Origin of the sequence: uncultured Dietzia sp. (genome assembly GCF_937873725.1) — a bacterium.
Classification (GTDB): domain Bacteria; phylum Actinomycetota; class Actinomycetes; order Mycobacteriales; family Mycobacteriaceae; genus Dietzia.
Map to the genome: position 1 here is coordinate 1 of NZ_CALMYY010000116.1, position 21,185 is coordinate 21,185.

Annotated in this window: 20 protein-coding genes and 2 tRNA genes; 9 read left to right on the plus strand and 13 right to left on the minus strand. The window is 72.6% G+C overall.

Going from position 1 to position 21,185, the window contains the following annotated elements:
• Positions 1 to 46 precede the first annotated feature (46 nt).
• A complete protein-coding gene (locus Q0444_RS12725) occupies positions 47 to 481 on the minus strand; it encodes a nucleoside deaminase (RefSeq protein WP_291079354.1) in 435 nt (144 codons plus the stop codon).
• Between the two features lie 74 nt (positions 482 to 555).
• Positions 556 to 1,107, minus strand: coding sequence for a tRNA adenosine deaminase-associated protein (locus Q0444_RS12730; RefSeq protein WP_291079338.1), 552 nt, complete (start codon positions 1,105 to 1,107; stop codon positions 556 to 558).
• Positions 1,108 to 1,143: 36 nt separating this feature from the next.
• On the opposite strand from Q0444_RS12730, the gene Q0444_RS12735 reads away from it, so the two are divergent.
• On the plus strand, positions 1,144 to 2,109 hold the full coding sequence (locus Q0444_RS12735) for a prephenate dehydrogenase (RefSeq protein WP_291079339.1): 966 nt from the start codon (positions 1,144 to 1,146) through the stop codon (positions 2,107 to 2,109).
• Here Q0444_RS12735 and Q0444_RS12740 read toward each other — a convergent pair.
• Positions 2,093 to 2,704, minus strand: a complete 612-nt coding sequence (locus Q0444_RS12740; RefSeq protein WP_291079340.1) for a putative glycolipid-binding domain-containing protein — start codon at positions 2,702 to 2,704, stop codon at positions 2,093 to 2,095. The genes Q0444_RS12735 and Q0444_RS12740 overlap by 17 nt on opposite strands.
• A 65-nt stretch (positions 2,705 to 2,769) precedes the next feature.
• Complete coding sequence (locus Q0444_RS12745; RefSeq protein WP_299023398.1) at positions 2,770 to 4,068, minus strand: cytochrome P450; 1,299 nt, start codon at positions 4,066 to 4,068, stop codon at positions 2,770 to 2,772.
• A 152-nt stretch (positions 4,069 to 4,220) separates the two neighbouring features.
• Between Q0444_RS12745 and Q0444_RS12750 the strand changes: the two genes are divergently transcribed.
• The 3 genes from Q0444_RS12750 to Q0444_RS12760 all read left to right on the plus strand — a co-directional run bounded on the left by Q0444_RS12750 (position 4,221) and on the right by Q0444_RS12760 (position 6,254).
• A complete protein-coding gene (locus Q0444_RS12750) occupies positions 4,221 to 4,850 on the plus strand; it encodes a hypothetical protein (protein WP_291079343.1) in 630 nt (209 codons plus the stop codon).
• An 85-nt stretch (positions 4,851 to 4,935) separates the two neighbouring features.
• Positions 4,936 to 5,658: a VIT family protein gene (locus Q0444_RS12755; protein ID WP_291079344.1), complete on the plus strand. Its 723-nt coding sequence runs from the start codon at positions 4,936 to 4,938 to the stop codon at positions 5,656 to 5,658.
• Between the two features lie 56 nt (positions 5,659 to 5,714).
• Positions 5,715 to 6,254 carry a PGPGW domain-containing protein gene (locus Q0444_RS12760; protein ID WP_291079345.1) on the plus strand — a complete coding sequence of 180 codons (540 nt, stop codon included), beginning with the start codon at positions 5,715 to 5,717 and terminating at the stop codon, positions 6,252 to 6,254.
• 3 nt (positions 6,255 to 6,257) lie between these two features.
• On the opposite strand, the gene Q0444_RS12765 is transcribed toward Q0444_RS12760, so the two are convergent.
• Complete coding sequence (locus Q0444_RS12765; protein WP_299023399.1) at positions 6,258 to 8,699, minus strand: glycoside hydrolase family 65 protein; 2,442 nt, start codon at positions 8,697 to 8,699, stop codon at positions 6,258 to 6,260.
• 182 nt (positions 8,700 to 8,881) lie between these two features.
• On the opposite strand from Q0444_RS12765, the gene Q0444_RS12770 reads away from it, so the two are divergent.
• Entirely contained in the window at positions 8,882 to 9,343 is a 462-nt protein-coding gene (locus Q0444_RS12770) for a hypothetical protein (RefSeq protein WP_291079348.1), read from the plus strand.
• Here Q0444_RS12770 and Q0444_RS12775 read toward each other — a convergent pair.
• The 4 genes from Q0444_RS12775 to Q0444_RS12790 all read right to left on the minus strand — a co-directional run bounded on the left by Q0444_RS12775 (position 9,298) and on the right by Q0444_RS12790 (position 13,879).
• Positions 9,298 to 11,184, minus strand: a complete 1,887-nt coding sequence (locus Q0444_RS12775) for a DUF2339 domain-containing protein (protein WP_299023400.1) — start codon at positions 11,182 to 11,184, stop codon at positions 9,298 to 9,300. The genes Q0444_RS12770 and Q0444_RS12775 overlap by 46 nt on opposite strands.
• Before the next feature lie 81 nt (positions 11,185 to 11,265).
• Positions 11,266 to 12,087: a hypothetical protein gene (locus Q0444_RS12780; RefSeq protein WP_299023401.1), complete on the minus strand. Its 822-nt coding sequence runs from the start codon at positions 12,085 to 12,087 to the stop codon at positions 11,266 to 11,268.
• Positions 12,084 to 13,070, minus strand: a complete 987-nt coding sequence (locus Q0444_RS12785; protein ID WP_291081555.1) for an ADP-ribosylglycohydrolase family protein — start codon at positions 13,068 to 13,070, stop codon at positions 12,084 to 12,086. Before Q0444_RS12785 ends, Q0444_RS12780 begins: the two co-directional genes overlap by 4 nt.
• Positions 13,067 to 13,879 (minus strand): T3SS (YopN, CesT) and YbjN peptide-binding chaperone 1, encoded by an 813-nt coding sequence (locus Q0444_RS12790; protein ID WP_291081556.1) that lies wholly within the window; start codon positions 13,877 to 13,879, stop codon positions 13,067 to 13,069. The genes Q0444_RS12785 and Q0444_RS12790 overlap by 4 nt, the downstream gene beginning before the upstream one ends.
• A gap of 85 nt (positions 13,880 to 13,964) precedes the next feature.
• Here Q0444_RS12790 and Q0444_RS12795 point away from each other — a divergent pair, with 85 nt between their 5' ends.
• Positions 13,965 to 14,657, plus strand: a complete 693-nt coding sequence (locus Q0444_RS12795; protein ID WP_299023402.1) for an NrtR DNA-binding winged helix domain-containing protein — start codon at positions 13,965 to 13,967, stop codon at positions 14,655 to 14,657.
• Here Q0444_RS12795 and Q0444_RS12800 read toward each other — a convergent pair.
• The gene (locus Q0444_RS12800) at positions 14,639 to 15,559 is read right to left on the minus strand and encodes a DMT family transporter (RefSeq protein WP_291081560.1); all 921 of its coding nucleotides are present in this window, start codon (positions 15,557 to 15,559) and stop codon (positions 14,639 to 14,641) included. The genes Q0444_RS12795 and Q0444_RS12800 overlap by 19 nt on opposite strands.
• Positions 15,560 to 15,765: 206 nt before the next feature.
• On the opposite strand from Q0444_RS12800, the gene Q0444_RS12805 reads away from it, so the two are divergent.
• Entirely contained in the window at positions 15,766 to 16,650 is an 885-nt protein-coding gene (locus Q0444_RS12805) for an oxygenase MpaB family protein (protein ID WP_291081562.1), read from the plus strand.
• Positions 16,651 to 16,696: 46 nt separating this feature from the next.
• Here the strand turns inward: Q0444_RS12805 and Q0444_RS12810 are convergent, their stop codons facing one another.
• The 3 genes from Q0444_RS12810 to Q0444_RS12820 form a co-directional block, all read right to left on the minus strand.
• Positions 16,697 to 17,743, minus strand: coding sequence for an FUSC family protein (locus tag Q0444_RS12810; protein WP_291081564.1), 1,047 nt, complete (start codon positions 17,741 to 17,743; stop codon positions 16,697 to 16,699).
• Between the two features lie 98 nt (positions 17,744 to 17,841).
• Positions 17,842 to 17,914 (minus strand) — tRNA-Arg (locus Q0444_RS12815).
• A gap of 47 nt (positions 17,915 to 17,961) precedes the next feature.
• A tRNA-Ser gene (locus tag Q0444_RS12820) sits at positions 17,962 to 18,053 on the minus strand.
• Positions 18,054 to 18,158: 105 nt separating this feature from the next.
• On the opposite strand from Q0444_RS12820, the gene Q0444_RS12825 reads away from it, so the two are divergent.
• The gene (locus Q0444_RS12825) at positions 18,159 to 19,217 is read left to right on the plus strand and encodes a pyridoxal phosphate-dependent aminotransferase (RefSeq protein WP_291081566.1); all 1,059 of its coding nucleotides are present in this window, start codon (positions 18,159 to 18,161) and stop codon (positions 19,215 to 19,217) included.
• Between the two features lie 120 nt (positions 19,218 to 19,337).
• Complete coding sequence (locus Q0444_RS12830) at positions 19,338 to 21,107, plus strand: bifunctional UDP-sugar hydrolase/5'-nucleotidase (RefSeq protein WP_299023403.1); 1,770 nt, start codon at positions 19,338 to 19,340, stop codon at positions 21,105 to 21,107.
• Positions 21,108 to 21,185 lie beyond the last annotated feature (78 nt).

Here is a 21,185-nt window from a genome sequence, read left to right on the forward strand (position 1 = left end):
TCACCGCCGCGAGCGGCGCAACGTCACCGCCGCGAGCGGCGCAACGTCACCGCCGGGAGCGGAAGAACTCCTCGAGCAGCGCGGCGCACTCGGCCTCTAGCACCCCGCCGCGCACCTCGGGCCGGTGGACCAGCCGCCGGTCGCGGACCACGTCCCACAGCGATCCGCAGGCGCCCGTCCGGGGCTCCCACGCACCAAAGACGATGCGCCCGACCCGCGCCGCCACGGCCGCCCCCGCGCACATCGTGCACGGTTCGAGGGTCACCACGAGGGTGCAGTCCTCGAGGCGCCAACCGTCGCCCAGGGCCCGGGCCGCGCCGCGCAGGGCCAGGACCTCCGCGTGCGCGAGCGGATCCCCGTCGGCCTCCCGGCGGTTGGTGGCGGCGGCCAGCTCACGCCCGTCCGGGCCCACCACGATCGCGCCGACGGGAACGTCCTCCCCTGGCGTCCCCGCGGCCACCTCGAGCGCCCGGCGGACCAGGGCCCGGTCTTCCGCCCGCCCCCCGCCCGCGCGGGCGGGGTCGGGCGCCGGGGCGGGGTCACCGCCGCCCCGGATCACGAGTCCGGCAGGTGCCGCTCGAGCTCGTCGCCGAAGCCCATCCGCTCGGCCACCGACTGCAGCTGCTCGTCGGCGTAGAGGTCGGTCTCGGACACGATGATCTCCAGGACCCCGGACGGCAGTCCCAGGTCCTCGAGGATCGCCATGTCACCCTCGCCCCACGGGTCGGTGTCCTCGAGTTCCTGGTCGGACATGTCGGGCACGTCCACGTTGAGCTCGTCGAGCACGTCGGCCGCGAGGTCGTAGTCCAGGGACGCGGTGGCGTCGGAGAGCATGAGCCGCATCCCGGAGGGTCCGGGCCGCAGGATCACAAAGAACTCGTGGTCCACGTCCACGAGCCCGAACGAGGCGCCCTCGGTGCGCAACGAGCGGACCTGCCTCGCGGCGTCGTCGAGACTGGTGAGCGCCGAGTCGTCGAGGCGGGTGATCTGCCAGGCCCCGCCCTCCTGGAGGACCCCGAGCGCGTAGCCGGTGACGGCGTCGTCCTCGTCGCGGTTGTCGCCACGGCCGTCACTGTCGCGGGGACTTCGGTCGGGGGAGCTGGCCATGGACTCAACCGTAGTCTGCTGTGAGAACCTTGTCAGGTGACGGTGACGGCGGACGTGTGCGTGCTCGGGGTCGGCCTGATCGGCGGCTCGTTGCTGCGGGTCCTGGGGCCGACGCGGGCGTTCGGCTGGAACCGGTCGGCCCCCACCGCATCCGCGGCCTCGGAGGCGGGATTCGACGTCTCCACGGATCTGGCCGACACGCTCCGCCGGGCCGCGCGGCGGGACGCCCTCGTCGTCGTCGGGGTCCCCCTCCCCGCCCTCGGCGCAGTCCTGGACGCGGTGGCCGAGCACGCTCCCGGGGTCGCCCTCACCGACGTCGTGAGCGTCAAGGGCCCGGTCCTGGACGCGGTGCGCGCGCGGGGGCTGGGCGCGCGATTCGTGGGGGGCCACCCCATGGCCGGCACCGCCCACTCCGGGTGGGGCGCCACCGACCCGGAGCTCTTCCGCGGCGCGACGTGGCTCGTGGCGGCGGACGACGACGCCGACCCCGACACCTGGTCGCGGGTGGCGCGGATGGCGCTGGACAGCGGCGCCCGGGTGGTGGCGTCCACCTCCGCCGACCACGACGCGGCGGTCGCCCGGATCTCCCACCTGGGGCACGTCCTGGCCGAGGCGCTCGCGCTGGCCGGCGGCCGGGGCGGGGACCTGGCCCTGGCGTTGGCGGCCGGGTCGTTCCGGGACGGCACCCGGGTGGCCGGAACCGCGCCCGCGCTGGTGCGGGCGATCTGCGAGCCCAACCGGGACGCGCTGGTGGCCGCGCTCGACGACTGCCTGGCCGACCTCGGCGCCGCGCGGGACTCGCTGGCCTCGACGGGAACGCTGGGCCCGCTGGTCGACGAGGGGCACCGCGCGCGGCTCGCCTACGAGGCCGCGCGGCCGGCCGGCGGGGGCGACGCCCCGGGCGGCCGGGCGGCGGTGACCGTGACCCCGGGCGCACCGGGGTGGCTCGAGGCCTTGCGCGAGGCGGGGTCCGCGGGCCGGGAGGTCAGACCCGCCGGCTGAGCCCGGCGACGTCGAGGATGAACCCGTCGGGGTCGACCGTCGCGCTCGTGGCCGCGGTGGCCGTGATGCCGTGGACCTTCTCGTCGTCGCTGGAGAAGGTGACGGAGTCCTCGGTGACCTCCAGCGTCATGGAGTCCACCGACAGGACCCGCTGCTCGACCGAGCCGGGCTGGGAGTGCAGGTCGAGCCGCCGGATGATGACGCTGGCGAAGTACACGCTGAAGGTGATGTCCACGTCGAGGACGCCCTCGCCGCCCACCCGCGACCGGGTGTCGGTGGGATCGTCCAGCAGCCAGGACCCGTCGTCGACGCGGACCAGGTCGATGGTGCGCTCGTACTCCTCCGTCGACACGGTGAGCTGGACCCGGCGGGGCGCGCGATCCGAGCCGATCTCGGCCTCGTACTCCACCGAGAAGGCCCGGTGATCCGAATGCGCGGCGGAGACGATCCGACCACGGGCCCGGGTGGACTCACCCTTGGGGACGATCCTCACCTGCTCGATCAATCTCCCGGTCTCGGAGATCCACGTGTACATGCGGGGACCCGAAGCGCGTTGCGCTTCGGTCTGCGGCGAGGTCGACTGGGGAGCGTTCACCCCTCCTACGGTAGGAAAGTCCGCGCTATAAAGCACATTTGAGTCCGCTCCCGCCCGCCCGGCCGTCATCGCGGACGCAGGTCCAGACGGGCACGCCGCCACGGATACAGCGTCACATTGCGTGCCCTGGGCCATTCCCGGCCGCTGCCCACGGGCTCGAGCCGGTAGCGCCCCAGCACCTGCCGGAGGATCACCTCACCCTCCATCATCGCGAACGAGGCGCCGATGCACCGCCGCGCGCCGCCGCCGAACGGCAGCCAGGTGGTGGGGGTCGGGACGTCGCCGAGGAACCGCTCGGGGTCGAAGTCCGCCGGGCGCGGATACGCGGCGGGGGCGCGGTGGGCCAGGACGACCGACGGCGAGAGGGTGATCCCCCGCGGATAGGTCCGGCCGCCCACCGTGGCGGGCTCCTGCAGCTCCCGCATCACCATCGGCACCACGGGGTGCAGGCGGAGCGACTCCTTGAGGACGGCGTCGAGGTACCCGGTGCCGCCCCCGGCGATCTCAGCCACGCACCGGTCCTGGATCCGCGGCTGCCGCGCCAGCTCGAGCAGGGACCACGCCATCGCCGTGGCCGTGGTCTCGTGGCCCGCCGCCAGCAGGGTCATCAGCTGGTCCCGGAGCTCCTTGTCCGACAGTCCCTGCGCGTCCCGGGCCGACGCCCGGACCAGCAGCGCCAGCAGATCCCGGCGGTCCGGCAGCGCCGGGTCCCGGCGGGCGGCGGCGATCTGCTCGCCGAGGAAGTCGTGGATGGTCGCCAGGTCCCGGATCTCGCGCGTCCAGGGCCAGAGTCGGCGCAGCGCGGGGATGGCCAGCCCGATCATCATCACCGGACCGGCGTCGACCGCCCGGGCCACCACCGGACGCATCTCGTCCAGACGCGCGGGGTCCGTCACGCCGAACACCACCCGCAGGATCACCTCGAGCGTGAGCTCGTTGAGGAGGATGTGGGCGCGGATCCGACCCGAGCGGGGCCACCTGCCCAGCTGCTCCGCCGTCACCTCCTCGACCAGGGTGCGGTAGCCGGCGATCTCCCGCCGGCCGAACGCGGGCGCCAGGAGCCGCCGGGCCCGGGCGTGCGCGTCACCGTCCTGGAGGAGCAGCGAGTCCCCGCCGAGGAGCGGCCGGAGCAACTCGTTGCCCTTGCCGGCGTGGAAGACCGACGGCGAGCCCGCGAACACGTCCTTGAGGTCCGCCGGATCGGCCAGCGCGACCACCGTCCGCCCCCTGGGCATCAGCTCGAGCCGGAACGGCACCCCGTATCGCCGCGCGGCCGCGGGGAAGACCACGGTGGGGGCCGACAGGGTGAGCAGGGCCTGCACCAGACCGGGCAGTCGCGGTCCGGGGGGAACTTCGGCGGTCATGGCCACACCGTACGAGCCGAACGGTGGCGCCGCAGCCCGACCGGCGAGGCCCGGCCGACCGCCGGGGCCACCCCGCCGCGCCACCGGGCGGTCGCCGGACGTTCACCGGGATCTCTTCGTGGGGGTCACCGTCGGGGTCTACCGTGGTCCGCATGGCCCTGTTCCCCGTGGACCTGGACTCGACACCCGACACCATCGCCGCCCTCCTCGCCGTGGACGCCGCCGTCCGCGCCGCCGTGGGGGTGGAGCCGTGCCCGCCCTCCGCCGCGGCCCTGCACTGGGCGGGCGACGACGGCGAGTGGATGGCGCTCTTGCGGCCCGGCGAGGGGCGCGCGCTCGTCGTCGGCCGCCACCCCGAGTTCTCGCTCACCGAGGACGGCGGGAGCGCGGGCGAGACGGGCAGCGACCTCGTGGGGGACGCCCCGGGCTGGTGGCGGCGCGGCGTCGAATACGCCGGGTCCCACGGTGACCACCCGGGCTTCCTCTACGGCTGGGACGGCGCCGGGTGGTGGCGGCTCGACCAACCTGCCGACGACGGGTTCGATCCCGAACTCTTCCCCGTCACGCGGTCGGCGCTGCGGGACATCATCGACCGACTGGCCGACGACACCCTGCTCGACGCCCCCGCAGCGGATGCCGTCGACCGCCTCATCACCGCCGGTTCCGGACTGCGCACCTCGGACCTGGCCGCCGTCCTCCACGCCCCCGACGGGTGGCCGGAGGTCGACCTCGACGCCGGCGTCCGCGCCGCACGGGAGTTCGGCGCCACGGTTCCGGCCTGAGTCGCGCCCCGTGGGTCGGGAACGCGCTGGTAAGGATAGGCTTCCGACGCTTGCCGCGTCGCGGTCCGACTCCTACCGTGAGCGCATGGACGCCCCCGGATCCGCCCCCCACCTCGCCGCCGAACCGCACGACGCGTCGGTCGGCGACCGGCTCAACTGGCTCCGCGCGGCCGTCCTCGGGGCGAACGACGGCCTGCTCTCCACCGCCGGACTCGTGATGGGGGTCGCGGCGGCCACCACCGACCGCTCCGCCCTCATGGTCGCGGGGATCGCCGGGCTGTCCGCCGGCGCCTTCTCCATGGCCGTCGGCGAGTACGTGTCGGTGAGCACGCAGCGCGACACGGAGGAGGCCCTCATCGCCAAGGAGCGCCGCGAGCTGGCGGAGGAGCCGGAGGCCGAGTTCGAGGAGCTGGTGGGGCTCTACGCCGCCAAGGGGCTCAGCCAGGACACGGCCCGGTTGGTGGCCACCGAGCTCCACGCCGTCGATCCGCTCGCGGCGCACCTCGACGCCGAACTGGGCATCGACCAGGAGTCCCTGACCAACCCGATGCACGCGGCCATCTCCTCCGCCATCGCGTTCACCCTCGGGGCGATCATCCCGCTCCTCGCGATCCTCGCGCCCGCGTCCCTGCGGGTGCCCACGATCGCCGTGCTCACCTTTGTCGGTCTGGCGATCGCGGGCTACGTGTCCGCTCGGCTCGGTGACGCGGATCGGGGCAAGGCCGTCCGCCGGCTCCTCCTGGGCGGACTCGCGGCCATGGTCGCGACGTACGGGATCGGTACTCTCCTGGGCACCGCCGTCGTCTGACCAGTGGCGGCGGCGCACGCCTGCGCCGCCGGGTGGAACTCTGTCACCATGGTCCGGTGAGAAGACTCGGCTACGTCGCGGTCAAGCGCCTCGCGCTCGAGACCCTCGGGTGGACGCTCGTCGTGCTCGGGATCGCCGCGCTGTTCCTGCCCGGCCCCGGACTGCTCATGCTGTTCGGCGGCATGGTGGTGCTCTCCCAGCAGTACACGTGGTTCGAGAAGCGGGTCGACCCCGTCAAGCGGCTGGCCCTGGAGGGCGCGTCCCGCGGCGTGCAGACGTGGCCGCGGCTCGCGGCGTCGGCGATCGGGGTGACCTGGCTCATCGGGCTGGGCGTGTTCTGGGGTGAGCACCCCCCGGCACCCGCCTGGTGGCCCTTCTCCGGCGACCTGTGGTTCTTCGGCGGCTGGGGAACCGGCGGGAGCCTGATCGCGTCGGGGCTGATCGGCCTGGCGTTGCTGGTCTACTCGATCCGCCGGTTCCGCGGCACGCCGTACGACCACGAGGCGGAGGTGGCGCGCGAGCGCGAACGCCACGCCGCCCGGAGGCGGGAGAAGGACGAGCGCCGTCGGGCCCGACACGGCGTCACGCCGGTCTGATCCTCACGCCAGGCTGAACGTCTCCTCGCCGCCCACCTGGACCATCCGCTCCTCACCGGCCACCCGGACCCGGACCGGGACCGAGTCGATCACCCCGTCGCGGTGTTTCACCGTGACCCGGTCCCGCATGATCGTCACGGTGAGCGGCGACCGCAGGTAGGTCATGTTGAACGCGAACCCGTCGACGGCCGCCGGCAGGTTGGGGTCGAGCAGCAGCATGCCGTCGCTGACCCGCATGCCCGCGTAGAACCGCTGGATGAGGTCGACCGTCCCGGACATGACCCCCATGTGGATGCCCTCGCGGGTGGTGCCGCCCTGGATGTCGTTGACGTCGCTGCCCAGCGCCACCTTGAACCGGTCCCAGGAGGCGTCCGGGTCGAAGCGGGCGAGCACGCCGGCGTGCGTGATGTAGGACAGGGTCGAGCCGTGCGAGGTCCGCCGGTCGTAGTACTCGATGGTGCGCTCGGCGGAGTCGTCCGCGAACTCGTACCCGAGGCGCTCGACCACCCGCTTGAGTTCCGGGTCGCTGAAGAGGAAGAAGAGCATCACGACGTCGGCCTGCTTGGCCAGCTTGTAGCGGTCGGGGGTGTCCCCCTCGGCCTTGAGGATCCGGTCGAGTCGCTGGATGTCCCCGTATTTGGCGCGGTACCCGTCCCAGTCCAGCTCCTCGAGGTCCTCGTAGCCCTCGAACTGGCTGATGATCCCGTCGTGGAACGGGACGAACATCTTGCGGCTCATGTCCTTCCACCGCACGATCTCCTCGTCGCGGAGCTCGAGCTGCGCCCGCACCGACTTGGCCCGGGGTTCGGGCAGGAGTTCCAGCAGGTGCGCCGCGATGTCGCAGATCCACGCCACGAAGATGTTGGTGTACGCGTTGTTGCGCAACCCGCTCTCGGACGCGCCCGGGTACTTCTCGTGGTACTCGTCCGGCCCCATCACCCCGTGGATCTCGTACCTGTCCCGCTCGGGTGAGTAGTGGGCGATGGACGCCCAGAACCGGGCGATACCGAGCATGAGCACCGCGCCCCGGTACTCGAGGAACATCGTGTCCTCGGTGAGGGTGACGTACTGCCAGACGTTGTAGAAGATGGCGGCGCTCACGTGGCGCTGGTTGTGCGAGAGGTCCTCGTCCCACCGCCCGGACATCGGGTTGAGGTGGAGTTCCTGGGTCTCCTCGGTGCCGAGCGACGCGCTCTGCCACGGGAACATGAACCCCTCGTACCCCACCGCCTTCGCCGCTGAGCGGGCCTCCGCGACCCGGCGGTACCGGTACATGAGCAGGCCGCGGGTGACGTCCGGGGTGCGGAAGGTGAGGAACGGGTAGACGAACAGCTCGTCCCAGAAGACGTGCCCGCGGTAGGCCTCCCCGTTGATCCCGCGGGCGGGCACCCCGGCGTCCAGGTCCGCGGTGTTGTGCGAGCAGGTCTGCAGGATGTGGCAGATGTGGATCCGGAGGAGGTGCTGCGCCTCGTCGTCACCGAACACCCGCATGTCGCAGGCCCGCCACAGTCGGGCCCAGGACGCGCTGTGGTGGTCGTAGGCGGCCTCGAAGGAGCGGGAACGGGCCACGGACCGGTGGGCGCGCACGATCGTGTCCCCGGTGGCGGGGTCCCGCGAGGTGAACATCGAGACCGCCTTCTCGATGGTGACGGGGACACCCCGCTCGAGGTCCAGGTGCAGGGTCTGCTGGACGTAGTCGGTCGTCCCGAAGTCCGACCGGGGGACGTCGACCTCGCGCCCGTCGACCCGGACGAGCGTGCGGGCGGCGACGCCGACGATCACCTCGGACTGCCGGGTGACCGACTTGAGGGCCAGGACCGCGGGTTCCGGGACCATGGTGCTCCCGGGGCGCAGGTGATCGCTCTCCAGCTGGCGGTAGCGGGGCACGCCCCCGTTGACGACCCGGCCGTCGAGCGCGGTGACCACCTCGGCCTCCCCCGACCAGTTCAGCGGCGTGAGGGTCCACTCGAGGTACGCGTGGTGCATGGAGGTCATCGACACGAACCGGCGGCTGACCAGCGCCGTCTCCCGGCCCTCCTTGTCCCGGAACCGGAGCCGCCTGGTGAGCAGGGCCGTCCGCAGATCGAGTTCGTGGTGGTAGTCCAGGAGCTCGAGCTCCGCCAGCCGGAGCACCTCCGCCCCGCCGATCCGGAGCTTGAGCGGCAGCCAGTTGGGAAGGTTGACCAGGTCCTCGTTGTGGACGGGTATGCCGCCGAGCATGGTGGTCGCGCGGTTGTACAGGCCGTGGATGTAAGTACCGGGGTAGTGCACCCCGTCGGACTCCTCCCACTCGGCGGCCCCGCGGGTGCCCAGGTACCCGTTCCCCGTCGAGGTGAGCGTCTCGCGGAGCCCCTCCTCGACAGGCTGGAACCCCGCGTAGGAGAGGGTGAAGGCATCGGGCTGGGCCCCGGCGTCGGTGGCGGGTCCGGACTGCGGCGTGATCACCCGTCCGACCCTATCCACTGGGGTTGCGCCCGGCGGCCGTCTACCGACTCTGTTCCCACGATCGTCATCGAGCCGAGATCCACGGGACACACGGGTGGGATATGATCTACGCCACAGTCGGGACGGCCGGGGCCGCGCCGCGAGCCCTGACGTCGACCGTCCCGTCGGAACAGGGGTTCGCCATGACCGTCCAGTTCATCGAGATCACGGAGGACGTGGCCGAGAGGCTTCAGGTCCTCACCACGCCCACGGCCGGCCAGGTCGGCGACGCGCGCATGATCGTCATCGACCTGCTCGGCTCCGAACCGTCCTGGCCGCTGGCGGTGCTGGTCGACCACGTCTGCACGGCGTACGAGGCGCCCGCCGGCGAGCGTCTGATGGTGGATCTGCGCGACCGGGAGGGGATGGCCGAGGACGACCTGCGGGACGAGCCCGCGCTCCGGCACGTCCGCTGGGTCCGTGCCACCCGCCTCGCGCTGCGCGAGCTCACCGACGCCGGCGAGGTGGTGTGGAGCCTCCCGTCCGACGACCCCGACGAGGTGGATCATCCCGAGGTCGAGGTGCTGATGTCCGGGGCCGAGCCGCGCGCGTTCCGCGTCTACGTCGGGGAGCCGCTGCCCGACGGCTCGGTCTCGTTGCGGTAGCGCACGGCCACCGCCAACATCACCGCGCCGACGGCGACGAACGCCAGCACCCGGAACAGCCCCGGCAGCGTGGCCAGGTCGAGGAACAGGAGCTTGGCCAGGGCGAGTGAGCCCAACACGAAGCCCAGCCTGCGCGCCTCGGAGATCCGAGGGCTGGGCGTGAGGATCAACCAGGCCGCGCAGCTGATCCACAGCACGGTCACCACCAGGTGCGCCGCGAGGAAGCCGTTGCGGGTCGCCCCGGCGAGGTCGCCGATCACCACCCCCGACGCCACCACCAGCACCGAGAACGTCAGCAGCGCCACCACGGCGCCCACCATCACCACGCGGGACGCCGCGCGCGGCCGGCTGCGGGCCGCCCACCACGTCACGGCCACGGCCAGGACCGTGACGGCGAACGCGGACACCACGTCCCAGTAGTCGAACTGGCGACCGGCCTGCCGCTCGCTCAGGGCGAGGAACGGGAGGTTCACGACGAGGTAGACGCTCATCGCGATCGCGGTGCCGATGGCGGCCACCCACCCCACCCAGCGGCGCGCCCAGAGGCCGGCGGCCACGACGTACGCGGTGGCGGAGAGGGTCACCGCCAGGCCCGTCGCCTCCCGTCCGCCGAGCTCCACCCACGCCCCGAGCAGGAGTGCGCTCCCGGCGTATCCCGTCACCGCGGAGAGCAGGGCGGGTCCCGGGTCCCCGGGGCGCCGCCCGGCCGCCACGGCCACCGCGAGGTAGGCCGCCGCGAGGACCAGCCCGACCGGCCAACCGGGCCGGAGGAGGTCGAGGGTGGCCAACAGGAGGAGGGGGACGGCGGTGGGGACGACGACGAGGGCCGCGTTCTCCGGAGCCGGGCTGCGGCGGACCGAGTCGGACCAGGCGACCCCGACGCCCACTCCGGCAAAGACGAGCGCGGCCACGATGAGCGCGATCTGTTCGCCGCGATCGTGGAGGGCGGCCTGCGCGAGGTAGCCCAGGAGTACCGGGGCCGGGAACACCGACCACACCACGCGGACGGCCACCCCGAGGTCGGACGCGAGCACGGCCGTGGCGATCGCGAGGATGACCAGGAACACCGGCAGCTCCACGCCGGTGGAGATGAGCGGCGCGAGCAGCATGGTGCCGGCGGAGACCAGGCACGCGAGGAGCCCGGAGGACCAGCGCTGCGCGAGCGCCATGCCCGCCAGGGCCAGCCCGCCGACGAACATGTACGCCGCCGGCACCGGGATCCACTGGTAGAGAGAGGTGCAGGCGATCACGTCGAGCATCGCCGCGGCCAGGCCCGTTCCCACCAACGCCAACGCACCGGGGTTGATCCGGCGCTCCGGCGTGGCCACGTGCCGGGACTGCAGCCACAGTCCGGACCCGATGAGGATCGCCGCGAGGACCGCCGCCGCGGCGACCCGGGCGATGGGCGGGAACAGCCCCGCCTGGATGGCCACCACCAGCAGGAACGCGATGCCCGCGAGCATGACGGCGCCGCCGATCGCGGCGATGACCGTGGCCGCGGTGATGCGGGGAGCCCGGCGGGGGCGGGGCTGCGCCGGTCGCCACGGCTGCCCGGGAGGGGGGCCGGCGACCGGGGCCGTGGGGTGGGGACCGCCGACCCGGGCCGTGGGGTGGGGCCCGCCGACCGGGCCGTCAGGCCCGAAGCCGCCCGGGGGCGGGCCGGGGACGCCGACCTGCGGCGCCCCCGCGCGCCAGACCGGGGCCCCCTCGGGCGAGCGCGTCTGCCGGGCGACCGCCGAGAGCCCGGCCCGGACCTCCGCCACCTCCGCGGTGATGCGTCCGAGCCGGGCGTCGAGGTCCGCGAGCGTGCGCAGGACGTGGTCGGGCTGCTGGGGGTTCACCCCTGGATCCTCCCCCGCACCGCCGAGCGGCGTCCACGACTCCCTTTTTCCCGGCTCCCCCGGGAACCCTCGCGGTGGCCCTCAGAGCTGATCCTTTGCCCACCACAGGAACTCGCCGATGTGCTGCGTGTGCTCGAACCCCTCGCCGGCGAGCTCACGGAGGAGGTCGTTGCTCCACACCGACAGTCGCCCGAGCGACCAGTCGACGGAGTCCGGATCCGGCAGTCGGAGACCCCAGATCGACCGTGCGATCTCCTTCTTCCCGGCGTTGCCCGTGTAGGTGAGAAGCGGAACGAACCGGCCGGGGTCGTCCACCCAGAGGACCCTCGTCAGCAGGGCCTCCTTGAACCCCTTCATCTCCACGCTCGCGGAACCGTTCACCAGTGCGCTGAAGCGGTCCTCCAGATCGAGACCCTCCCCACGGAGGAGGTAGTCGATCACTTCCCGGACTCTCTCCGCCGCCTCCCGCTCGCCCAGCTCGTTCCATGCGCTGTTGAACACGGACATGTTTCCCGGGTTGCAGCCGATGTTGGAGTTCGCGAAGTCCTTGAGGACCCCCGGCGCGCATGCGGCGAGGCCGACGGAGGAGAACACCTGCTGGTAGCCCTCCAGGTATCCGGCCACCTTGCTGCCGGAGTCGCGGGGACGTGCGAGGAACTGGATCTTGACGGCCTCGACCTCCGCCACGCGACCGGCGTCCGCGTCCGACGGCCCGGGCAGTTCGCCGCGCACGGTTGCCGCAGGACGCGGGATCCGGCGCGGGGCCGTCACGACCGGGGCCCGGGTGTGCACCAGGTTCGAGCACTCCTCGCAGAAGTAGGCCTCGTCCGCCCCGCCGTCCACGGAGATAGGGGCGAGCGAGTCGCCGGAGTGGCACATCGGGCAGGTCGGGGTCTTTTTCATGAGGTCGGGTCTCTCTGCAGGTCAATTATGTCGGTCGCCATCTTTTCCAGGTCGCGCGAGTCGATACCGGGGTAGCCGTGGCAGACCTCGCGCCATTGAGTGGGGAACTGCGCGGCTCCCCACCGAGCTCCGAGTAGCGCCCCTGCGATGGACGCGGTCGTGTCGGTGTCGTCCCCCACCGCGATCACCTCGGCGAGTGCGGCTCGTACGTGGGCCTCCCCGTCACGCCCGTCGACCGTATGGTTGATCGCCGACCACGCCGCCTGAAAGGCGGTCACCACGAAGCCGTTGGGCGTGAACGTGTCCGGAAGGCGCTGTTCGGCCTGGTCGATCAGGTCTTCCCACCGTTCACGAGAGGACTCATCGAGCGCGTCGAGCCCGGTACGGACGTCGAACTCCTCGTGGACGACCGCGTGCCGGATCGCCAGGCTCCAGAGCACACAGGCGTCGCCGGCGAGCGGGTCCGCGTGCGTCAGCTCGCTCACCGCCCGGGCCGCCGAAGCACAGGCCACCGGGTCGCCGAGGTGCGCGAGCGCAACCGGGGCGGTGCGCATGAGCGAGCCGTTCCCGGCGGAATGGGCATGCTGGGCGGCGTAGTGGCGGGCCGCGCCGGCGAGCTGCTCGCCCGTCGGTCCGTGCCCCGCGGCCCGCACCACCTGTCGCGTCTGGATTCCGACGTCCGGCGGTCCGGAATCCAGCCAGGTACGGAAATTCTTGGCCACCGCGGTCAACGCCCGGGCGCTCGCGAGCTCGAGTCCGCGCGCTGCCACCTCGGCCACGCTCCACGTCATCGCGGTATCGTCCGTCCACTCCCCCGGCGCGAAGTCCCCGATCCCGCCGCCGATCATCCCCGGCCCGTCCGGGCCCGGGTGCGCGCTGCCGAATTCGTAGCCGGCGCCCAACGCGTCACCCACCGCCGCGCCGAGCAGGACCCCCCTGGCGCGGTCATACCTCGTCGTCGTCATCTCGCCCTCGCTGCTCACGCCGCCATTCCTCCCAGCCGGTAGGCCAGTTCGTCCCGGTTCTGCCGGAAGTCCTGCGCGAAAGCGCGGAGCATCCCCTCGAGGTTCTCCGCGGAGAGCGGCCGCGCCGGGAGCATGATCTTCTGGAACACGTTGCGATCGCGCATGTACCAGGTACTCCACGCCCCCCTGCGGTTGAGCAGGTCCAGCTCGACGGCGGTGTTGCGGCGGCTGTAGACGCCCCGGACGACCATCGACCAGGCCTCGATCATGCCCCCGTCCGCCCGGAACAGGACAAAGGCCGTCGTGCCGGCGAGGTCGAAGGTCAGGTCGCCGTCGTCGTCGACGCCCGGTTCCTGTCCGAAGACCTCCCTGATCACCCTCTCCACCATCGGGCGCAGGGTCTCCGGACCGCCGCGGGCCGGCTCGCCCCCGCCGCTTGTCGGCTCGCCCACCGTGCCCGCGACCGCGAGCCCCAGGCTCTCGGCCAGCCGCGCGGCGCCGGGCCCGTCCGCCCGGGCGGTGAACAGTTGGGGGTGCGGCAACCGCAGATCCTCGCGCGCGGCCCGGACGATCGCCTGGGCCAACTCGAACGCCCCGCTCTCCCCGACGCGGGCCACGACCTCCTCCGCGGCGGTGCTGCCGGAGATCCCGCGCGTCACCCACATCCATCCCCGGTCGCGGTCCGCGCGGATGACGAGCTGAGTGCTCCAGCCGTCCCTACCCGACGGCGCTACCAGTGCCAGCGCCTCGCCGTCCTGCACGTCGCCCAGTCGGCAGATAAGCGTGTCGAGGAACATCCCCCACGCGCACTCGGTGGCCTCCCGCATGTCATCGCCCCTTCCGCTCGGATCCATCCTTTAGCACTCTCAACGCGCTAAACATTAACACGCGACTCGCGCTAATGTGAAGGGCGTGTCCGATCTCGACCGATTCCCCCGTCCCGCCGTGGCCGTGGACCTGGCGATCCTCACCGTCACCGACGCCGGCGGCCCCGACCCCCAGCTGCGGGTGCTGGTCCTCCGCCGCAGCGACCCGGACGGCTGGGCGCTCCCCGGGGCGTTCCTCCGGGAGCGCACCACGGTGGCCCGGACCGCCGATCACGTGCTGCGCGAGAAGGTGGGGATCACGCCGCACGCGACCATCCGGCCGCGCCTGCTCCGGCTCTTCGACGACCCCGACCGCGACGACCGCACGTGGGCGGTGTCGGTCGCGAACGCGCTCCCCCTGCCCGAGTCCGCGCTGCACGGCGCGCTCGGCGAGCTGGCGGGGGTCACCGCCGACGGCGGGCTCGACGGGGTGGGGCCGCTGCTGTTCGACCACGACGCCATAGTCGACGCCGCGATCCGGGACGTGCGCGAGCGCTACGAGATCCGGCTGCGCTACGTGGACGTGGGCCCCGACCCCGACGGCTTCCTGCCCGAGCCGTTCACCCTGCACCAGCTGCGCCGCGTGCACGAGGCCGTGATCGGCGCCGAGCTGCACAAGGACAACTTCGCGCGGCGGATGAAGCCGCACCTGGAACCGGTGAGGGGCGACGACGGCGAGCCCGCCCTGGCCACGGCGCTCCGCGGTCGCCCGGCCGCGCTCTACCGGCGTGCGCGCTGACCCGCCGCGGCCGGCCGGGACCGCAGCACCAGGACCACGCCGACCGCGCTGATCGCCATGCCCGCGACCGCCACGAGGGTGACCGGGACCCCGAACATGAGCCACACCCACAGCATGGTGGTGGGCGGGGTGAGGTACAGCAGCACGCTGGCGACCGTGGCCCCGCGGGTGCGGGTGACAAAGACGTAGAGGACGTACCCGCAGAGGGTGGACAGCAGCACCAGCCAGGCCACCGCCGACCAGAACCCGGGGTCGGCCGGAACCCTGCCCTGCCCCGTCAGCAGCATCGCCGCGACCAGCACGACCGCCGCGACGACCGACTGCATGGTGATGGACTGCAGGAGCGACTCCGTGGGGCGCAGCCGCTGGGTGAGGACCGTCCCCGAGGCGAGGCTGAGCATCCCGACCACCGGGAACAGATACGCCCACCACGGCGCGATCCCCGCGCCCAGCCCACCGGAGACCACCACCACGACGCCGGCCATCCCCAGGAGCATGCCGATCCACATGCCCGTGGTGGTCCGCTCGCCCAGGACCCGGCCCGCGACGGTCGCCACGAGCAGCGGCTGCAGCGCCGCGATGAGGGCCGCCGTCCCGCCGTCGACGCCGAGGGCGACGCCCTGGAAGATCATGAACAGGAACACGGCCTGGCTGAACAGCCCCACCACGCCCTGGCGCGCCCACGCCCGCCGGTCGGTCAGACGCACGCCCAGGACGAGGCAGGCCGATACCAGCAGGGCCCCGAGGATCGAGAAACGCCACCCCAACAGCTGTAGCGGGGTCCCGCCGGCGCGGATGCCGAGCTCGGCGCCGACGAACCCGGAACTCCACATCACGACGAGCGCCACCGACGCAAGATGGCCGGCGTTGCGGCGGAACGCATCTCGGGCGGACTCGGTCATCGGCACAGCCTACGAAGGGGCCGACCTCGTCGTCGTGGTACCGGACGCCCCACCCCCGGCGACGCCGCGGGGGCGGCCTCCCTCCGCACCGCGGAGCTCATCACGACGAAAGCGCTCGACCGCCGGGGTGAAGGACTTATTATCGCGGTGACCGCTTCCCCCCTGGACGCCCGGCGTCCTCTCCCCCTCCCCGAAAGAGCCGCGCCATGACCGAGACACCCGTGCCCCTGAGGCTCTCCGACGCACCCCGCGCCGACGACGGCCACTACGGCCCCGACAGCGTCTCGTGGCGGGTGTTCTCGGACCCGTCCTCGGGACTCGGCGCGAAGAACGCCCTCTTCCTCCAGATGCTCGAGCCGGGAATGATGACCCACTTCGAGCGGGTGTCCCTGACCAGCGAGGGCGCCGACGAGATGGCCGCGCGATTCGACCGCACGGCCGCGTACCTGCGGGACTCGATCTTCGCCGACACCGCCCACGCGGATGCGGCGGCCACGCGCGTCGATCACCTCCACGAGCGGGCGAGCTGGACCAACCCGGAGACCGGCGAGGTGGTCAGCGCCAAGCAGCCCGAGTGGATGCGGTGGACGTGGTGGACCTACATCTGGTCCGCGGTGCGCGGCTACCAGGAGTTCGGCCCGGGCCTGTCGACCGAGGACTCGAACCGCGTGGTGGTGGAATCGCACCGCGGCGCGAAGCAGCTGCATGTCCCCGGCCCGTACTTCGAGACCTTCGAGGAAGTCGACCAGTACGTCAGCGACGGCCTCAACACCAAGGCGTTGACCATCTTCGCGGCGATGGCCGGGCACTCGCTGCGCCATCCGGACGTGAAGGGCCCGGTGGCCAAGTGGGTCACCCGGCAGATCCTCAACGGCGTGCTGTCGCTGCTCCCCGATCAGGCCAAGCTGTTCTTCGCCGTCGAGGACCGCAGCGCCAAGGAATTCGCCCGCGGCGCCCGGTTCACCAAGCTCGTCGCCACCCTCGCGCGGAAGAACCGGACCGCCGAGGACCTCATCGCGCAGGCGATCGGCGAGTCCGTGGCCGCGCCGTACCAGCGGGTGCGGGTCAAGCGGCGGCCCGCCGCGGCCTGATCCACCATCCCGGGCCGCCCGGCCGCCGGACCGGCGGCCGGGCGGGTCACGGTCCGGTCCGGTCCCGGGCGGCCCTGGCCGCGTGCCAGACCAGGTACTGGTGGCCGCAGGTCATGAGGATGAGCGCGGCCGCCGCGCCGATGAGCGTGTAGCCGGCGCGGTCGGCGATGGCCTTGGCCAGGTCGCGGGTGCCGCCTGACGTCTGGAGCACGACGGCGGGGGTGAGGAACGTGACGAACACCCAGTAGGGCAACCGGAGATTGGCCCACGCCGCGAGCAGCGTCAGCGCCGCGGCGAGCGCGCCGATGAGCCCGGGCAGGTGGCGGAAGTAGTACACGACGACCGCCGCGAGGGTCGATCCGACGAGGGTGCCCACCACCCGGTGGCCGACCCGCGTGACCATCTCGGCGAAGTGCGGCTGGACCACGACGTAGAACGTGAGGATCATCCACCACGAGGTCGGGGGAAGCCAGGTCAGCGCGATGAACGACCCCACCGCCACCATCCCCCCCAGCGACACGGCGAAGAACCCGGCGGCCCGCGCGGAGACCGGTTCCGGCGCGGTGACGTGCATCCGCCGCAGCGCGAACGGCCCGAGGCATGCCGTCCACACCCCGCCCAGCAGGAGGACCGCCAGGGTCACCAGCATCGCCGCCGGGGAGGAATCCGCGTCCACCCGTCCCGATGGCATGGCCACGTGGAGGTCGCCGATCAGGGCGAGCGCGGCCAGCGGCGCCGCGAACGCGAACATGACGTGCCAGCCGCGCACCGCCACCAGCCCGGTGACCGCACCGAGCACCATCATGTAGCCGGCCCCCACGACCGCGGGCATGTCGCGCAGCAGCAGGGACACCCCGACGATCGCCGGGGTGAGCGCCGCCGCCCCCAACGCCAGCCGCCGACTGGTGAACAGCCCCATGAGCGCCGGGAGCATCCCCAGGTACCACAGGGAGCCGTTCGCACTCCACGGAGACAGGTCCAGGGCGACGATCGGTGCCACGACCAGGAGCGCGACCACCACGAGGACGGCCACGTTCCCACGCGGGGGCGCGGTGGACGTCTCCCCGGACGGCTCAACGGTTGCTGTGCTCACGATGCAAAAGTGCCACATCCCGGGCGCGACGCGGGCGATATGGGCTGCCGAGACGAGCGAGACGCCCCCGCCCGGAGGGGCGGGGGCGTCTGCGGTTGTGCGCCCGAAGGGATTCGAACCCCTAACCTCTTGATCCGTAGTCAAGTGCTCTATCCGTTGAGCTACGGGCGCATATTCATCTGTCGTGCCAGTTCATCCGGTTTCCCGGTGCTCCGGCATGGCGGAGGCGAGAGGATTTGAACCTCCGGTCCCCTTTAAGGGGGACAACTCATTAGCAGTGAGTCCCATTCGGCCGCTCTGGCACGCCTCCTGGAGGCTCTGCTGAGCCAACGAGGGATAACAGTACACAGTGGCCGGGGCGGTGCGCAAAACGGCCGGCCGCCCGGCGGCCGGACGGGGGTCCTACTCTGTACCCATGTCCCCCGACGTGCGCAGCGACCTCGACGCCATCCCCTCGTACGTGCCCGGCGCGACCATCCCGGGCGCGATCAAGCTCGCCTCCAACGAGACCACGGCGGGCCCGCTCCCGAGCGTGGCCGAGGCGATCGCGGAGGCCGCCGCCGGCGCCAACCGCTACCCCGACATCACCGCCCGCGCCCTGGTCGGTCGGCTGTCCGAGTTCCTGGGCGTGCCGCCGCAGAACGTCACCGCGGGGTGCGGTTCGGTCGCGCTGTGCCAGCAGCTGGTCCAGGCGGTGTGCGCGCCCGGCGACGAGGTGGTCTACGGCTGGCGCTCCTTCGAGGCGTACCCGATCATCTCCCGCATCGCCCATGCCGTCCCGGTGCCCGTCCCCAACCGCGCGGACGGGACGCTGGACCTCGACGCGATCGCCGGGGCCGTCACCGATCGCACCCGGTTGATCTTCGTGTGCACCCCCAACAACCCGACCGGCCCGGCGATCACCCGCACCGACCTCTCCGCCTTCCTCGACCGGATCCCCGAACGGGTGACCGTCGCGTTGGACGAGGCCTACGTCGAGTATGTCCGGGGCGATGACCCGGTGGACGGCGTCGCCGAGTCCATGGCCCGGACGAACGTCGTGGCGCTCCGCACCTTCTCCAAGGCGTACGGGCTCGCGGGGCTGCGCGTGGGTTACCTGGTCGGGCCCGTCGACCTGGTGGTGCCCGTGGCCAAGATGGTCGTCCCGTTCTCGGTCAGCTCCCTCGCGCAGGCCGCGGGAATCGCCTGCCTCGACGCCGGGCAGGAACTCCGCGCCCGCACCGACGCCGTGGTGGCCGAGCGCACGAGGGTGCGCGACGCGCTGATCGACCTGGGGCACGCGGTGCCGGACAGCCAGGCCAACTTCGTGTGGCTCCCGCTCGGCGAGGCGGCCTCCGATTTCGACGCGCACTGCCGCGAGCACCTCGTGGTGGCCCGGTGCTTTGCGGGCGACGGCGTGCGCGTGACGGTCGGCGATCCCGGCGAGAACGACCGCTTCCTCACCGCAGCACGGGGATTCGTAACCGGAACGTGACCGTTCCGGCGGGGTCCCGTGACCTGACGACGGCACGATTGGCGAAGTTTGGAAGAACAGAGGCATCGTCCCGCACCACATGACGGCGGGCCCGCAGTGGCACGTCACCAAAGGAGCCGGATGGAGCAGCAGCGTTCGTGGCACGAGGTGGGGTCGGATCCACCCCGGACGTCCGGATCGGGTCGGCGCCCCGCCACCCCCTCTCTTCGCCGGACCGCCCTCGTCACACTGGCGATCCTCGCGATCGGGATCCTGGCGCTGACGCTGACGGTCCCGTCCGCGGGCGCACGGCCCAGCGAGTCGAGTCGGCCCCTGGGCCCCGCCGTCGAGACGCGGTCCGTCCGCATCCTCGGCATCGGCGAGTTCTCCGGGGCGCTCGCGCGCCCTGTCGGGTTCCAGGGTGAGCTCCGCGACGGGTCCGGGAACATCCGGCCGGCCGGCGGAGGCGCGCACCTCGCCGCCACGGTGAGCAAGCTCCGCGCCCAGTCCGGCGACGCGCTCCTGCTGGCCACCGGCGACTCGATCGGCGGAACCGCCCCGGAGACCGCGCTGCTCGACGACCGTCCGACCATCGAGTACTTCAACAGCATCGGCGTGGACGCGGTCGGTGTGGGACGGCGCGAGCTCGAGAAGGGCGCCGACCACATCCGCGGCCTGGTCCGGCCGAACTGCCGCACGGAGCGGGCCTGCCGCGTCGACCCCCCGCTGCCACCGTTCCGCGGTGCGGCGTTCCCGTTCCTCGCCTCCAACGCCATCCCCTCCCCCGACGCCGCACCGACCTTCCCGTTCGCCATCCATCGGATCGGTGGCATCCGCGTGGGGGTCGTGGCGGTCACCCTCCCGTCGGAGACCGCCCCCGAGACCACCACCCGCCTGTCGGACCCGGTGCGGGCGGTCAACGAGGCCGTGGAGTCGCTGCGGTTCCTGGGCGTCGAGGCGATCGTGGGGCTCGTGCAGTCCACCACCGTGCACGGCAACCTCGATCCCGGTGCCTGCCCGTCGGAACTCACGGCGCTCGACCTGGTCAAGCGGCTCGACCCCGCGGTGGACGCACTGATCGTCGGCGCCTCCGGCGGACCGGCCACCTGCCGGGTCCTGGACGCGGAGAGCGACGAGAGGGTGGTGATGGCGCCGGCCTCGCACGGGCGCTCGGTCTCGGTCGTCGACCTCGCCGTCGACCCCTCCACCGGTGACGTCGTCCGCCCCCGGACCTCGGCCTTCAACCAGACCGTCAACCTCGACATCGCACCGGACGCCGGCACGGAGGAACTCCTCCGGCAGGCGTCCGCCGCCGCGGCTCCCGAGGCCCGCAAGCCCCTCGGCTCCGCCACCGGGACCATCGCCCGGGCCATGGACACCAACGGCGAGTCCCCGCTGGCCGACCTCATCGCCGACTGCCAGCTCCACGCCGCCCGGGGCCGTGGTGCGCAGCTGGCCCTCTCCAACCCGGACTCCCTCCGCACGGACCTCCCGCGAGGCCCCCTGGACTACGCGACCCTGCACACCGTCCAGCCCTACGGCGACCGGCTCTATCTGGTCACCGTCACGGGCGCGGAGCTCCGGACCGCGTTATCCCACTTCGTCGACGACATCGGCGACAACGGCCCGGCGGTCTCCTCCAACGTGCGCTACACCGTGGACTTGCGGCGCCCCGAGGGCGACCGCGTGACGGAGTTGCTGGTCGACGGCGAGCCCGTCGATCCCGGCAGGGACTACACCGTCGTGGTCAACGAGTTCCTCTCCTCCCCGGAGTTCACCGGCTCCCCCCTCGCCGACCGCGGCGAACGCCGCGAGGCCGGGTTCACCGATATCGACGCCCTCATCCGGTATGTCAGCGAGGAGGGCCCGCTGCGGGCCCCCGCGCTCGGGCGGGTCCGAACCGTGGCCTGATCGGCCGGCCGGGGCTGCCGGGGCCACCTCCACATCGGGGGACCGTGGGCCCGATCCCGCTCCGGTAATCTAAGATTG